Source organism: Geomonas edaphica (assembly GCF_004917075.1).
GTDB lineage: Bacteria > Desulfobacterota > Desulfuromonadia > Geobacterales > Geobacteraceae > Geomonas > Geomonas edaphica.
The window spans coordinates 456,458-470,148 of the sequence record NZ_SSYB01000004.1; the positions used below are offsets into that span (position 1 = coordinate 456,458).

The 13,691-nt window shown below is 63.3% G+C and carries 15 protein-coding genes; 7 read left to right on the forward strand and 8 right to left on the reverse strand.

The features are described 5' to 3' along the window. Positions 1 to 186 precede the first annotated feature (186 nt). The 3 genes from E8K79_RS12815 to E8K79_RS12825 are packed head-to-tail and all read left to right on the forward strand — an operon-like array spanning position 187 to position 2,790. Complete coding sequence (locus tag E8K79_RS12815; protein ID WP_136515079.1) at positions 187 to 900, forward strand: glycosyltransferase family 2 protein; 714 nt, start codon at positions 187 to 189, stop codon at positions 898 to 900. Then, positions 900 to 1,190 (forward strand): lipid-A-disaccharide synthase N-terminal domain-containing protein, encoded by a 291-nt coding sequence (locus E8K79_RS12820; protein ID WP_136515080.1) that lies wholly within the window; start codon positions 900 to 902, stop codon positions 1,188 to 1,190. Before E8K79_RS12815 ends, E8K79_RS12820 begins: the two co-directional genes overlap by 1 nt. Continuing rightward, a complete protein-coding gene (locus E8K79_RS12825; protein ID WP_136515081.1) occupies positions 1,165 to 2,790 on the forward strand; it encodes an ArnT family glycosyltransferase in 1,626 nt (541 codons plus the stop codon). Before E8K79_RS12820 ends, E8K79_RS12825 begins: the two co-directional genes overlap by 26 nt. Before the next feature lie 162 nt (positions 2,791 to 2,952). Here E8K79_RS12825 and E8K79_RS12835 read toward each other — a convergent pair whose 3' ends face one another. Together E8K79_RS12835 and E8K79_RS12840 are read right to left on the reverse strand one after the other, a co-directional pair. Next, positions 2,953 to 3,150, reverse strand: a complete 198-nt coding sequence (locus E8K79_RS12835) for a rhodanese-like domain-containing protein (protein ID WP_135869175.1) — start codon at positions 3,148 to 3,150, stop codon at positions 2,953 to 2,955. A 138-nt stretch (positions 3,151 to 3,288) separates the two neighbouring features. After that, positions 3,289 to 4,395, reverse strand: coding sequence for a lipid II:glycine glycyltransferase FemX (locus E8K79_RS12840; RefSeq protein ID WP_136515082.1), 1,107 nt, complete (start codon positions 4,393 to 4,395; stop codon positions 3,289 to 3,291). 163 nt (positions 4,396 to 4,558) lie between these two features. Between E8K79_RS12840 and E8K79_RS12845 the strand changes: the two genes are divergently transcribed. Together E8K79_RS12845 and E8K79_RS12850 are read left to right on the forward strand one after the other, a co-directional pair. Beyond that, positions 4,559 to 4,930 (forward strand): hypothetical protein, encoded by a 372-nt coding sequence (locus tag E8K79_RS12845; protein ID WP_136515083.1) that lies wholly within the window; start codon positions 4,559 to 4,561, stop codon positions 4,928 to 4,930. Positions 4,931 to 5,003: 73 nt separating this feature from the next. Next, a complete protein-coding gene (locus E8K79_RS12850; RefSeq protein ID WP_136515084.1) occupies positions 5,004 to 5,411 on the forward strand; it encodes a bacteriohemerythrin in 408 nt (135 codons plus the stop codon). 52 nt (positions 5,412 to 5,463) lie between these two features. Here E8K79_RS12850 and E8K79_RS12855 read toward each other — a convergent pair whose 3' ends face one another. The 5 genes from E8K79_RS12855 to E8K79_RS12875 all read right to left on the reverse strand — a co-directional run bounded on the left by E8K79_RS12855 (position 5,464) and on the right by E8K79_RS12875 (position 8,516). Next, on the reverse strand, positions 5,464 to 5,913 hold the full coding sequence (locus tag E8K79_RS12855) for a YbhB/YbcL family Raf kinase inhibitor-like protein (RefSeq protein WP_136515085.1): 450 nt from the start codon (positions 5,911 to 5,913) through the stop codon (positions 5,464 to 5,466). 39 nt (positions 5,914 to 5,952) lie between these two features. Beyond that, positions 5,953 to 7,140, reverse strand: coding sequence for a hypothetical protein (locus E8K79_RS12860; protein WP_136515086.1), 1,188 nt, complete (start codon positions 7,138 to 7,140; stop codon positions 5,953 to 5,955). A 61-nt stretch (positions 7,141 to 7,201) separates the two neighbouring features. After that, positions 7,202 to 7,627, reverse strand: coding sequence for a four-helix bundle copper-binding protein (locus E8K79_RS12865; protein WP_136515087.1), 426 nt, complete (start codon positions 7,625 to 7,627; stop codon positions 7,202 to 7,204). A gap of 102 nt (positions 7,628 to 7,729) precedes the next feature. After that, the gene (locus E8K79_RS12870; RefSeq protein WP_136515088.1) at positions 7,730 to 8,284 is read right to left on the reverse strand and encodes a MerR family transcriptional regulator; all 555 of its coding nucleotides are present in this window, start codon (positions 8,282 to 8,284) and stop codon (positions 7,730 to 7,732) included. 46 nt (positions 8,285 to 8,330) lie between these two features. Continuing rightward, on the reverse strand, positions 8,331 to 8,516 hold the full coding sequence (locus tag E8K79_RS12875; RefSeq protein ID WP_135869167.1) for a MerR family transcriptional regulator: 186 nt from the start codon (positions 8,514 to 8,516) through the stop codon (positions 8,331 to 8,333). Positions 8,517 to 8,689: 173 nt separating this feature from the next. Between E8K79_RS12875 and E8K79_RS12880 the strand changes: the two genes are divergently transcribed. Then, complete coding sequence (locus tag E8K79_RS12880) at positions 8,690 to 9,571, forward strand: DUF362 domain-containing protein (protein ID WP_136515089.1); 882 nt, start codon at positions 8,690 to 8,692, stop codon at positions 9,569 to 9,571. Next, complete coding sequence (locus E8K79_RS12885; protein WP_136515090.1) at positions 9,568 to 11,124, forward strand: 4Fe-4S binding protein; 1,557 nt, start codon at positions 9,568 to 9,570, stop codon at positions 11,122 to 11,124. Before E8K79_RS12880 ends, E8K79_RS12885 begins: the two co-directional genes overlap by 4 nt. Positions 11,125 to 11,225: 101 nt before the next feature. On the opposite strand, the gene E8K79_RS12890 is transcribed toward E8K79_RS12885, so the two are convergent. Next, a complete protein-coding gene (locus E8K79_RS12890; RefSeq protein ID WP_136515091.1) occupies positions 11,226 to 13,307 on the reverse strand; it encodes a methyl-accepting chemotaxis protein in 2,082 nt (693 codons plus the stop codon). Between the last annotated feature and the right edge of the window lie 384 nt (positions 13,308 to 13,691).

Genomic DNA, 13,691 nt, shown 5'->3' on the forward strand with positions numbered 1-13,691 from the left:
ATGTATACGTAACCGCGTATACCAAAAAAAGTAATCCATTCTGTCACGCCATGCGCCCCTCTCACTGAAGACGAAAAGACGCGTTTGGATTCAGAAAAAACTATGAAGCAGGCATTTAATTGTGCTATCTTGCTGAGTTGGCAAAAACGAAACACTACCGGCATTACCCCCCAAAAGAGAGACACGATGACGACTATCTCAATAGTGATACCTGCCCACAACGAGGCAGAGAACATAGGCTTGCTGGTCCAGGAAATAGTGGCGACCGGACTTGACTGTGAGATCGTGGTGGTCGACGATGGCAGTACTGACGACACCCATGCCCGGCTCCTCGCCCTTAAGAAGTCCGTGCCGTCCCTGAAAGTGGTGCAACACGACCGCGCCTACGGCCAGAGCGCCGCAGTCGCGACCGGCATCAAGCAGGCCGAGGGCACCCTGATCGGGACCCTGGACGGTGACGGCCAGAACAACCCGGCCGACCTCCCGAAGATGATCGAGGCGATCAGGAGCAGCACCAACCCCAACCTCAAGATGGTGGCAGGCTACCGCAAGAAGAGGGACGACTCCGCCTGGCGTATCATCAGCTCCAGGATCGCCAACGCCTACCGCCGCTTCTTCCTGAGGGACGAGACCCCCGATACCGGTTGTGGCCTCAAGGTCTTCTACCGCGACGCGTTTCTCGAGCTTCCCTTCTTCGACCACATGCACCGTTTCCTTCCGGCCCTGGTAAGGATGCAGGGGGGAGACGTTATCTCCGTCGAGGTGCACCACCGTCCCCGCACCGCCGGCGTCTCGAAGTACGGCACGCTGAACCGGCTCTGGGTCGGCATCGTCGACATCTTCGGCGTCTGCTGGCTCCGCATGCGCGCCAAAAACGTAAAAATCACGAGGTGCGACTGATGACCCTCTCCGAAAAAACCTGGGTGGGCATCGGCCTCGCCGGGCAGTTTTTCTTCACCATGCGCTTCGTCGTACAGTGGATCGCCACCGAAAGAAAGAGAAGGAGCGTCATCCCGGAATCTTTCTGGTACTTCAGCATCTTTGGCTCACTGATCCTCCTGGTCTACTCGCTGTACCGCAAAGACCCGGTGTTCATCCTGGGACAGGCCTTCGGCACCACCGTCTACGTCAGAAACCTTTTCTTCATCCACAAGGAAAAGAAAGATGCCGCAGCATCAGAAATGGAGTAGCCAGCCTTGGCTTCCCTTCGCGATCCTGGCGCTGCCGGCCCTCGCTTTCTCCCTGCTACTCCCTTACTTCCCGATCGATGAGACACGTTACCTTTCGGTCGGGTGGGAGATGTGGAACCAAGGCTCCTTCATCGTCCCGCTGCAAAACGGACTCCCGTACTCCCACAAACCCCCGCTGCTGTTCTGGCTTTTCAACCTCGACTGGCTCATTTTCGGCGTGAACGAAGCGACCCTCCGCTTCATCCCCCTGATCTTCAGCCTGATGAATGTGGTCCTCGTGCACCGGATGGCGAAGAGGCTCTGGCAGGACGAGCAGGTCGCCCGCTACGCGGCGCTCGTCCTGGCCTCGATGCTCTCCTACCTCCTGTGGTCCACGGTGATCATGTTCGACGTCGTGCTCACCCTGTGGGTGCTCCTCGCCGTGGACGCAATGATCTCGGCGGTGAAGGAGCCACGCTTTCTCTGGTTTTCCCAGTTCGGGGTCGCCATTGGCATTGGCATCCTCACCAAGGGGCCCGTGGTCCTGGTCTACGTCCTGCCGGTGGCCCTTTTCGCCCCCTTCTGGGCGCCCGGTGACCGCCCCGCCTTACGGTGGTACGCCTACATCGGGCTCTCCCTGGTGATCGGCATAGGCGTTCTTTCCTTGTGGCTCGTCCCGGCGGCGTTAAACGGCGGCGACACCTACCGGCGGGCCATTCTCTGGGGGCAGACGGTGAACCGGATGGCCCATTCCTTCGCCCACAGGCGCCCGTTTTGGTGGTATCTCCCCTGGATCCCGACCCTGCTCCTGCCGTGGGTCCTGTTCCCTCCCGCGTGGCGCGCCTGGAAAGGGCTCACCGGAGACCCCGGGTCCCGCATGGTTATGATCTGGTGCGGCGTGAGCCTCATGGTCTTCTCGCTGCTCTCCGGGAAGCAGGTCCACTACCTGATCCCGATACTTCCTGCCTTCAGCCTCCTGATGGCGAAGAGCATCGCCCAGGAACAAGGCGACGTCGCTCGCTGGAGACTTCCCATGGCGGTCCTTTACCTACTCCTTGGCGCCGGCCTCCTCACCGCATCGTTCATAAATCACGGACGCATGCTAAGGTTCTTCGACCTCAACGAGGTCAGGTGGGCCGCCGGCGGGCTCGCCCTGGTCGGCGTTCTCCTCTTGTGCCTGCGTCCCCGCAACATGCCTGCCCTGGTCACCCGGGTGGCGGCCGCCTCCCTGGCCTGCTGCGCGCTTGTGCTCCTCGGCGGACAGACCATGTTCCAACGCTACGACATGCACCCCATCGCGCAGGCTATAAAGCAAAAGCAAGCCGAGGGGTACGAGGTGCTGCACGCCGGGAAGTACCACGGTCAGTTTCACTTCATGGGGAGGCTCACCCACCCCCTGGTGGAGCTAAGGAGCCCCGAAGAGGTGGGCGCATACGTGGCGACGCACGAGAAGGTGGCCCTGGTCACCTACGAGCCGGACCGGCGTCGCATCGACCCACGGGAGTACTTCTTCATGCAACCTTTCAGGAACAGGCAGGCGGTGCTTTGGAATCGCGATGGCATCGCCCGATACGTGAGGGAAGCCGCCCCAGGACAAACGCCGGCGGCAGGTGACGAATAAGAAATGGCCCTCCGGCGGCGGAGGGCCATTTTGCATTTCAAACGATTTCTACCGGAACCCCGCCTCCTTCCAGGCGTTCACGCCACCCTTGAGCGCCGACACCTTGGAGAACCCCATCTCCTGGAACTCCGCTGCCCGACCGGCAGACGTGTGTTCCTGCGGTCAGTTGCAGTAGAAGATGATCTCTTTCTCCTTCGGGACCTCCGGGAGCCTCGCGTTGAGCTCTCCCATGGTCAGCGCCTTCTCCAGGCGAATCCCGCCGCACATCTCCTCGCTGTCGTAGGCGCAGACGAAGAGGGCCTCCCCGTCCTGCACCTTCCTGCGCGCCTCCTGAATCTGGATCCTTTTCACCTCGGCCATGACTTCCTCCTTCCATCCCCTTAGGATGGCCCCTGAACCACTGCTACTGTTATCTACCACCTCCTGGCAGGCCGGTCTCAGGCGACACCCGAAGGTGCCGACACCGGCCGCCGGAGCGCTTCACCCGGGGAGGCCGCGCTACCCCATGTGGCGGTAGCAGAACTCCCCCAGATAGGCAAGCGCCGTATCCGGCGCCTTGTTGCAAAGGTAATGCAACGCCTTCCTCGCCAGTGACCGGTCGTATATCGGGCAGGGGAGCTCCGAGTCGATGGGGTAGAGGAAGTGGGGAAGATCCAGGATCTCGGTCCCCCAGTGGGACTTGAAGTCCATCAGGCTTTTGTTCTGCTCCTTGGTCTGTCCGAAATCGAACCGCTGGTACCCGGCGCGGCAGGCGTCCTTGATGATGTTCCAGAGCAGGAAATGCAGGGGGCTGCAGTTGATGTGGTCCGTGTTCATAGCGGAGTATTCGATGGAGACACGTCCTTTGTAGTTGAAAAGCAGCACCCCGGCGATAGTCTCGGGCCCCTTGCGGCAGAGCAGGAGCTCCGCGAGCCCCTGTCCGGAGAAGGTCTGCCACAGCGATTTCACCAAGGCGTACGGCTGTGGGGGAAGCCCCTTTTTCCTCCTCATGCCCCGGTGCAGAAGATAGAAGTCCATCAGGTCCGTCTCGCGCCTTCCCCGTATTATATTCAGCCCCGATCGCTCCGCGCGAAGGATACGCTGCCGCACGCAGCTTCTGTGGAAGCGCATCCGGACCTCCTCGGGATCGCGGGAGAGCTTGATGAAGTGGTGTTTCAGACCGCAGTCGGTGCGGAACCTCTCCGGATCGAGCAGGTGTGGCGCCTGCGCCGTCCTGATCTCGATGCGGTGGATCTCGAGGTGCTCGGCAAGTCGCAGCACCGCGTCGCACAGGATCTCCATCTCGGACGGCTCCGACACCAGCGGATCGCAGAGGGTGGCAAACGGGATGCTTACCAGGCGCCGGCCGGTCAGCCAGCTCCGCACCGCATAGATCGGGAGTGCCGCCTTGATGACGCCGCCAGGGGCGGTAAGCGCCAGGTAATAGCCGCACATGTGCGAAAAGTTGTTGTCCAGCACCCGTTTCCAGCCGGAGAGGTGCGTGATCCAGCCGTAGGGATGGGCGTGAACGAACCGGTCCCAGCGATGGTTGCGCAGCGGATCGATGAGACTCACCCCGCTGCCGAGGTCTGCCTCGAGCGCTTCGCGGGAAACATCAATAGCCACTGCCGACCTCCCGGACTCCCGCAAATTAATAACGTCTTACTCTATCCACCACCGGATCCAAGTCAAGGTGCGCCGCACTGTACAAAATGAACCCGTCGTATTGATGAAAGTGCGGGTGCTGCTAAGATACTTGTCGTTGCCAATTCCGGGCAAGGAGGGAGTCATGGGCGAAAGACTGACCGAATGGGCCGAGCGGCCACTTAACTACCGCGAGGACCAAAGAGAAAACCTCGACCCGCAACTGCGGCGCCTGAACATGAGGCTCGGGGCGCATGTCCTGCTCGACTTCGTGCTTAACCCTCCCGCATACCTGCTTTTAGCCGGCGCCGTCGGGCTTCTCGCCAAGCGCAAGTTCGCCCTCGCCTCGCTTCTGGCCGGAGGCTTCGTGCTGCAACAGGCACTCTCCAGGGTCGGCGCCACCGGCACACAGGAAGATCTTGAGGAGCAGAAGAGGAGGGAGATCGCCTTCGAGCGGCGCACCATGAAGGCGCAGCGCGGGGATTACGGCCGGCTCGATGTGATCGCCTTCAAATAGGGGTAAATTTCAGTTCCGGCGCAGCGCGCCGATAAGGATGGAAAGCAGCCCCACTAATGAGCTGGAGCGACTAATGACGCTGGTTGAATGGGACAAAACTCTGATCCTGGGAGTGCAGCGGATCGACGCCGATCACGAAAAACTGGTGGAGATCCTGAACCGCTGCTACAACGCGCTCATGCAGCACGACCACACCCATGAACTTCATGACATAGTGGTGGAACTTCTGGACTACACCCAGTACCACTTCGGTACCGAGGAAGCCCTGATGCACGAGGCGCGCTATCCGGCAGCGAAGGCTCACACCGCCGCCCACCGCACCTTCATCAAGTCCATCCATAACTTCAGGGACCGTTTTGAGGCGGGCGAATCTTTCGTTGCCATCGACGTTCTCGTCTTTCTCAAGGACTGGTTGGTGGCGCACATCCAGAACACGGACCGCTCCCTTGCCCAGTACGTGACCGAAGTGGCCCGGCTGTAAAAAAAAGCGTCCGGCAAGGATACCGGACGCCGCGTTTCCCACTCCCTGTTTGCTACCCACCACCGTAGAGTCCCGTCAGCACCGCCTCCTCGATGACATGGTCCTGCATCGCCACGTCCAGTTGCCCCTTGCTCGCCGTTCCCGCCAGCTCGAGCGTCGTGTCGAGCGCGTACAACCGGAAGATATAGCGATGGGTGCTGGAGGGGGGGCAGGGCCCGCCGTACCGGTTGTGTCCCCAGCTGTTCTTGCCGATCACCACCTCGCGCGGCTCCGCCTGTTCCACGAGGTCGGTGGTCCTGGGCCCCATGTTCCAAAGGATCCAGTGCACCCAGAGCCCATTCGGGGCGTCCGGGTCTTCCATGACCAGGGCCAACGACTTGGTGCCGTCCGGCACGTGCTCTATCCGGAGTTCCGGATTGATGTTGTCACCATCGCAGGTGTACCTGGCCGGAATGCGCCCGTTGTCCTTGAAGGCCGGGCTGGTCAACCGCATCTCTCCCATGAGTCTCCCCCTTGTGACCGGCCTCGGCCGGCCCGCCTGTTACTCCCCGCCTACCTGCGGCACGCCGCAGACCTTCACCTCCACCACCAGATCCTCCACTAGAGCAAACTGCTCGCTCACCGCGCCCACCGGCCGGAAAAGCTCGACGGACCAGAGCCCGTCATTTGCCCCCTTCCCCACCGGGCTCGCGTTCTCGTGGGTCACCATGCCGCAGAACTCGGAGCGCCGCACCGAACGGCGGTTCTCCACCCGTCCGAGGAGCACCGGCGGAAGTCCCCTCTGGTCCACCTCCACGCGCTCCCCGCGCCTCACGTACCCCCCCCGCTCCGGAAGCCGCACCAGGGCGGACCAGGGGACCGCCCCCGCCTCCCCCAGCAGCGACGCGCTCACCCCGCGAAAACGGCAGTTCTCAAGCCCCTGAAAAAGCTCCGGTGGCACCTGCACGCGCACGGCGAAACTGTCACGCGCGTGCCGCAGCTGTCCCCACGCGTTGCGGTTCATCAGGGCACGCACTGAGAAGGCGCGGGTGAAGGCCTGCTCCCTAGCCTGATAGCAGGCGATCCACTCCAGGGCATCGCGCGTCCAGACCGTGCAGCTCGCAATGGACGCCCCGAGCGTCTCCGCCCAGGAACCAAGCGGCGACGGGGCGTCGTGGCCGTAGATGCGCATGAGCCCCTCCTCGGCCACCGCGATCCTGTCCAGCGCCGCCTCGTAGTCCCGGCAGAGCCTTTTCAGCACGAGGTCGCGCTGTTCGTTCATGGCCAGGGGGCCGCCCGGACCGGCAAGCTCCTTCCTGCGCCGGATCGACTCGCCGCGCAGCCCGATCATGCCGGTCACCTCGGCTCGCTCAAGTTCCGGCTCCACTTCCCTCTCCGCTTCCTCCTCCGCCGGCGGCGCCGCTTCCGCCTCCCCGCCCCGCGCGTGTTCCTGCGTCTCCTCCCGGGGAGGGACCGGCTCCTCCTGGGCGGCGACTTCCCGCTCTTGCGGCTCCATCGCCTCGCCCCGTTGCCGGTCGAGCTCGAGCTCCTTTTCCAGGATGGACAGGTCGTGGCTCAGTTCCTGCCAGGCCCGGTCCAGCGCGGAGTACTCCCTGAAGTCCGCGACGCAGCGCTCCAGGAGCCGTTCCGCCTCGGCCAGGAGTGTCTCGGCATGCCGGGCCTCGAACCTTGCCGCCAGCATCCCTGGATCGGGGCGGTACGCGGCGACGTTACAGGCAAGCTTCATCATCGGCCACCTCCTCTCTCAAGAAACGTACCGGAAGGGGCGGCTCGCGCCGCCCCGAGGCATGTCAGAGGAAGGTGGTCCTGGTACCTTCGGAGAGGCGGGAGATCAGGTCCTGGCAGATCTTTTCGCAGCTTTGGCAGGACGAGCGGCAGATGCGGCAGTGCTGGTGCATTTCCGAGTGCACCTCGCATTCCTGCATGCAGAGGCGGCAGGCGACGGCGCAGCTCTCAAGCTGCGTCCTCAAAAGCTGGGGGACGGCTTCGGTCTGGCGGGACAGGACACGCGCGGTGGCCTGGCAGATGTCGGCGCAGTCGAGGTTCAGGCGGATGCACTTGGTGAGGTTTTGCACCGTCGCCTCGCCCAGGCACGCATCGGCGCAGCAGGTGCAGACGTCGGCACACTCGACGAGGGAGCTCACGCACTCGGTGACGGCGGTGACGTCCATGGTGAGTTTTCTCGGGTGGGCGGCGAACATTTCGGATGTCTTCATCGGCTTCTCCTTTGTGGTTGGAATGTCGGCACAACAGTTAGCACATTCTAATCACATTGCCGAAGAATTCAACGCGGGCGTGGACAAACTGTTCCCCTTTTTTCAGTCGGGGTCTCCCCCCTCCGCACCGGCCCAGGCCGACTGCGAGAGCCTCCGTATGGTCAGCGCCTCTTGTTCGGCGATGCCGAGCGAGAGGAGGAAGGCGTGGTGCGCCTGGGGCGCGCGGCGCTCGAATTCGGCGTGCCAGGTCTCCATGGCCCTGTCGTCCATGCCGGCCGCGCGCAGCATGGCGACCCAGGTCGCCTTGTCCATGCTCTCCGGGAGCGCCTCCCCCGACTGGACCCGGAGCATGCGGGCAAGCAGGCTCTGCTGGGCCTTGAGCGCCGTGATCTCCTCTCCGACCGCCGCGAGCCGACGTTTCAAGACCGACTGTTCCCCCTTTTCCGGGGCGGCGAGGATGGCGCGGATCTCCTCGACGGAAAGCCCGGCCTTGCGGAACGAGGCGATGGCGGCGAGTCGGTCCAGGTCGCGCTCCGAGTAGAGGCGGTAACCCGCCTCGCTCCTTGCGCTCGGGCAAAGAAGCCCCTCCTGGTCGTAGTACAAAAGCGTGCTCCGGGAAAGCCCGAACCTCTTGGCCAGCTGGCTGATGCGGTACATGCCTGCTCCTTGAAAAAAGCGGCCCCGGGCGCCCGGGGCCGGCGGTTTAAGCGTGGTGTGCGCGAATCGCCGCAATCCGCTCCGGGGGAAGCCCCAGCCACTCGAGGAAGCTCTGGTGCCCCTCGGGGTTCTCACTCTCGAAGAGGCGATGCCACTTCTCCATGGCCGCGTCGTCCAGCCCGATGGCCCGGAACCGGGCGGTCCACTCGTCTACCGTTACCTTGCTCATAATGTCGCTCCTTTTATGTTTTGGTCGGTCATGGCCATGACAGTGGAGGATACTAAACCGTGAAGCGGTAGACGGGTCAAGACAAATTCGCTGGGACTTCGCTTGTATTGACGCCCCCCACTCCTATAATGAGACCTGGCGTCACCGACGCACCGCCACTGATCAAGGAGGGGAACGTGGAAAGACGGAAATTCCTGAAGGTCCTGGGGCTCTCTTCTCTTTTCCTGCACGGCTGGCTTAAGGAGCTCTTCGCCGCTCAGGGGGCGACCGTCGCGGTGGCCCAGGGGGGCGACCACGCCGCGACGACCCGCAAGGCGCTTGCGGCGCTGGGGGGGATGCAGCGTTTCGTGAAGCCCGGGCAGACCGTGGTGGTAAAGCCAAACATCGGCTGGGACCGCACCCCCGAGTACGCCGCCACCACCAACCCGGCCGTGGTGAAGGCGCTCGTTGAGGAGTGCCTGAAGGCGGGGGCGAAGCGGGTGAAGGTGTTCGACCGGACCTGCAACGACCCCCGCCGCTGCTACACCTCGAGCGGCATCGAGGCGACGCTCAAGGGGATGCGAAACGTCGAGGTGAAACAGATCGAGGAAGAACGCTTCAAGAAGGTCGCCTTGAACGGCAAGGTGCTTAAGGATGCCGAACTGTACGGCGAAGCGCTCTCCGCCGATGTCTACATCAACGTCCCGGTCGCCAAGCACCACGGCCTGAGCCGGCTCACCCTCGGCATGAAGAACGTCATGGGGATAATGGGCGGCAACCGCGGCGCCATCCACCGCAACCTGGACCAGGCGCTGGCCGACGTGAACGCCGTCTTCCGCCCCCAGCTCACCGTTATCGACGCCACCCGGATCCTCGTCGCCCACGGGCCGCAGGGGGGAAGCCTCGCCGACGTGAAGGTCCTGAACCAGATCATCGCCTCCACCGACATGGTCGCCGCCGACGCCTACGCCACCACCCTCTTCGGCCTGAAGCCCGCCGACATCGCCGTCACCCGCACCGCCTACCAGCGCGGCCTGGGCGAGATGCGCCTCGACAGGATGAGGATCGTGCGCGCGTGAGAAAGACGACCTCCGCGCGCATAGCACAGCTTTGCTTCCTCGCCCTCTTCCTCGTGCTCTTCCTGATGACCGAGTACCAGGGCAGCGACCGGATCGTCGCCGCGGTGAACGGCTTCTTCCGCGCCGACCCGCTCGTCGCCGCTAGCACCATGCTGGCGGTCAAGGGGTACGTGCCGCTGCTCTTGCCAGGCCTCGTGGTCCTTTTCCTCGCCCTTTTCCTCGGCAGGTTTTTCTGCGGCTGGATCTGCCCCCTGGGTACCCTCCTCGACCTCGTCACCGGCAGGATCAAAAAAGCGGGCGCGCTCCCCCCGCTCACCGGCGGCGCCAAGTACTGGCTCCTCTTCCCGCTTCTTTTCGCCTCGCTCTTCGGGGTGAACCTGGCCGGGCTCCTCGACCCCATAGCGCTTTTGCTGCGCGCCCTCACCTTCTTTTTCCACCCGCTCGCCGGCGACGCGGTGCGCGGCGTCTGGCGCTCGCTCTACGGTGTCATAGGCGAGCGGCGCGACCTCCTCGACCCGGGCTACCGGCTCGTGCGCGACTACCTCATCCCCTTCCGCGAGACGCTCTACCCGCTCGCCTTTTTTTCCGCGCTCCTCTTCTTCCTGATCCTCTTCCTCGAGCGTTACGAGACCCGCGCCTGGTGCCGCAGGCTTTGTCCCCTCGGGACGCTGCTCGGGCTCGTCGCCCGCCTGGGCCCCTTGCGCCGCGTCCCGGAGAAGCTCTGTCCCGATTGCCGTGCCTGCCGGGAACATTGTCCCACCTCCTTCGACCGGGAACTTTTGCAGAGCGAGGAATGCATCCTCTGCATGGAGTGCGAGGCGAGGTGCCCCGCGCGGCGCATCCGCTTCCGCTTCGGCCGTCCCCGCCTTGACTTCCCCGCCTCCGCGGGGCGCCGCGTCTTTCTGGGTGGTATCCTCGGTGGCGTCGTGCTTGCCAAAAGCTTCCGCTTTCGCGCGCCCGAGGCCCAGGCGAAGCTTTTGCGTCCCCCGGGGGTGCGCGACGAGGAGGTGTTTCTCAAAAAGTGCGTGCGCTGCGGCGAGTGCATGAAGGTCTGCCTGAGAAGCGCCCTCTACCCCGCCTTCCTGCAGGCCGGACCGGAGGCGCTCTACACGCCGCTTGTAATCCCGCGCCTTGGCTACTGCGAGTACAACTGCACCCTCTGCGGCCAGGTCTGCCCAAGCGGCGCCATCCCGGACCTCCAGCCCGAGGAGAAGCGGCGCGAGGTGATCGGCAAGGCGGTCTTCGACAAGAACCACTGCCTCCCCTTCGCGAAAAGAACCGACTGCATCGTCTGCGAGGAGCACTGCCCCGTCCCCGGCAAGGCGATCCGCTCCGAAGCGGTCACCCTCACCGGTTTCGACGGCAAACCGGTCACCGTGCAACAGCCCTACGTAGTCGACGAACTCTGCAACGGCTGCGGCATCTGCGAGAACGTCTGCCCCCTGGAGGGGAAAGCCGCCATCGAGGTGTTCCGGGTGAAGGATCGCACCCCCCTCTCCGCTCCATCGCGGGATGCGTCCCCCCCCGATCCCTACGCCGGAGTCAAAGGTTAATACGGGCAGGCGTTCCGGCCAGCCCTTGGCAAAAAAAGGCCCGACAGCATTTGCCGTCGGGCCTTATCGTTTCCACCGGTGCCTGCCTGCTATCCGTACCGCTAGAAGGTCTCGAACTGCTCGTCGAGATCGTTCAGATTGATCTCGGCACCGGTCACCGGGCCGGACTGGGTGAGCTTGTTCCTCCCCCCCTTCGCCTTCATGGGGGCTTCCTTGCGCGCCGGCCGCGCTTCGGGCTGCGGCTCCTTAAACCTTACCGGTGCCGTCTTCGCGCCGCGCTCCTGCCCTATGTTGAAGTAACCGATGGTCGCCTGCAGCTGTTCCGACTGCGAGGAGAGTTCCTCCGCCGTCGCGGACATCTGCTCGCTCGCCGAGGCGTTCTGCTGGATCACCTGGTCGAGCTGCTGGATCGCCTTGTTGATCTGGGTCGCACCACTGTCCTGCTCCTTGCAGGCGGCAGAGATCTCCTGCACAAGTTCCGCGGTGCGCTGGATATCCGGGAGCATGCGGTCCAGCATCTGTCCAGCAGTCTCGGCCACCTCTACGCTTGTCGAGGAGAGCTCCGAGATCTCGGCCGCCGCCTTCTGCGAGCGCTCGGCGAGCTTTCTCACCTCGCTTGCTACCACGGCAAACCCCTTGCCGTGCTCACCGGCGCGGGCCGCCTCTATCGCAGCGTTCAGCGCCAAAAGGTTCGTCTGCCGCGCGATCTCCTCGATGATGGAGATCTTCCCGGCGATGTCCTTCATCGCCTGCACCGTTTGCGCCACCGCCTTGCCACCTTCCTGGGCGTCCTGGGCGGACTTCACGGCGATCTTTTCGGTCTGCATGGCGTTGTCCGCGTTCTGCCTGATGTTGGAGGACATCTCCTCCATGGAGGAAGAGGCCTGCTCCGCTGCGGCAGCCTGTTCGCTCGCTCCCTGGGAGAGCTGCTGCGAACCGGATGACATCTGCTGGCTGCCGGCCGCCACGTTGTTGGCCGCCTCCTTCACGTCGGTGACCACCGCGGAAAGCTTGGACACCATGCTGGAGAGGGAACGCATCAACTCGTCGTTCGCCGAGCGCTCCTCGAGCTGGACGGTGAGGTTGCCGCCGGCCACCTCCTTCGCCGCACTCGTGATCGCGGAGATGGCGGCGATCAACTGGTTCAGGTTTTCCTTGATCTGGTTGAAGTCGCCGCGGTACTCCTCCCTTATCGGCGCGGGCATGTCCCCCTTGGCGATGCGGTCTACGTAGTCGGCGGCCACCTGCAGCGGGCCGATCACCGCGTCGAGGGTCTGGTTCACGCCTTCGACGATGCGCCGGAAGTCCCCCTCGTGACGCCCTGCGTCAGCGCGCGTCGCAAGCTTTCCTTCCACTGCCGCGTGGGAAAGGGTTTTTGCGTCGTCGACGAGCGCCTGGATGCGCTCCGTCATCCCCTTGAGCGCGGCGAGCAGTTGACCGGACTCATCCTCGGATTCCGCATCGAGGTTCACGTTCAGGTTCCCCGCCGCGATCTTGTTGGCCGCATCGAGCGCCCTGCCGAGCGGCCTGGTAATGGCGTTCGCGACCATGGTGGCAAAGACGAAGGCGAGCACGGCACACAGGATGCCACCGCCTACGAGGATCGCCTTGGTCCTCGCCTCGAGCGCCTCGGCATCCTTCATGCGCACGCCAAGGAGCGACATCTCCTCCTTCTGCATGTCGGCGATGACCACGCGCATCGCGTCCATAAATTGTTTTCCCTTGGCCTGCTGCACCGTCCGCACCACCTGCTCCATGCCGGTCCCGCTGCCCGCCTGCCGTCTGAGGGCGATGAGCGGCTCCACGTCGACCTTGAGCCAGTCCTCCTTGGACTGGAACAGTTTCGTCAAGCGCTCCTGCTGCTTCGGGTTGTCCGCGGTGAGCCGCTTCGCCTCCTCCCATGCCCTGGAGAAGTCGGTCTTGCCGGCGTTCAGCGGCTCGAGAAACTTGTCCTCACCGGTGAGGGCGAAGCCTCGCTCGCCGGTTTCTATGTTGACCAGTGCGGTCAGTATGTTCGCCACCTGTTCGGTCACCTGGTAGGTGTGGACGTTCATCCTGTTAGCCTTGCCGAGCGAGGCGAGGTTGATGTAAGCCACGGCGACCAGGGTGGCGACAAGTACGATTATGATGGAAAAGACGAGGTACAGCTTCTTACCGATCTTCATGTTTTTGAAAAAGCTCACATCTTTCTCCTTTCTTTTCACGCCGGGCAGCGTGTGTGATGCGAAACGGCAGGAAACACGTCCGACGACACGAGGGGCGCGCCCGCCTCCGCCGTCGTAACAGTACCCCGGCCAATCCGGGTTCAATGCAGACCGATATCGTCAGCTAAACCGCAGAAGTTAAGGTGTTTTTTTTCGTTTCACCCCTCCGAACGCACCCCCGTTACGGGTTACCCGGGACATTTCGTATACTTAGCATCGATTTATCCCATAAAATTTTTTTCCCATCCCCCTGACGCTGACATAGTACCGGACCTTACTGACTCATCACCGGATCTTCCAACGACGGGATTGCCCTTTTCCGGCACTGATATGGGAACATGCAAGCTTTGCAAAGCATAGCGA

Bases quoted from the DNA above. Each gene is read 5' to 3' on its own strand.
- E8K79_RS12815 (WP_136515079.1), top strand. From the start codon at position 187: ATGACGACTATCTCAATAGTGATACCTGCCCACAACGAGGCAGAGAAC.
- E8K79_RS12820 (WP_136515080.1), top strand. From the start codon at position 900: ATGACCCTCTCCGAAAAAACCTGGGTGGGCATCGGCCTCGCCGGGCAG.
- E8K79_RS12835 (WP_135869175.1), bottom strand. From the start codon at position 3,150: ATGGCCGAGGTGAAAAGGATCCAGATTCAGGAGGCGCGCAGGAAGGTG.
- E8K79_RS12860 (WP_136515086.1), bottom strand. From the start codon at position 7,140: ATGATGAAGCTTGCCTGTAACGTCGCCGCGTACCGCCCCGATCCAGGG.
- E8K79_RS12855 (WP_136515085.1), bottom strand. From the start codon at position 5,913: ATGGGAGAGATGCGGTTGACCAGCCCGGCCTTCAAGGACAACGGGCGC.
- E8K79_RS12870 (WP_136515088.1), bottom strand. From the start codon at position 8,284: ATGTACCGCATCAGCCAGCTGGCCAAGAGGTTCGGGCTTTCCCGGAGC.
- E8K79_RS12865 (WP_136515087.1), bottom strand. From the start codon at position 7,627: ATGAAGACATCCGAAATGTTCGCCGCCCACCCGAGAAAACTCACCATG.
- E8K79_RS12825 (WP_136515081.1), top strand. From the start codon at position 1,165: ATGCCGCAGCATCAGAAATGGAGTAGCCAGCCTTGGCTTCCCTTCGCG.
- E8K79_RS12845 (WP_136515083.1), top strand. From the start codon at position 4,559: ATGGGCGAAAGACTGACCGAATGGGCCGAGCGGCCACTTAACTACCGC.
- E8K79_RS12850 (WP_136515084.1), top strand. From the start codon at position 5,004: ATGACGCTGGTTGAATGGGACAAAACTCTGATCCTGGGAGTGCAGCGG.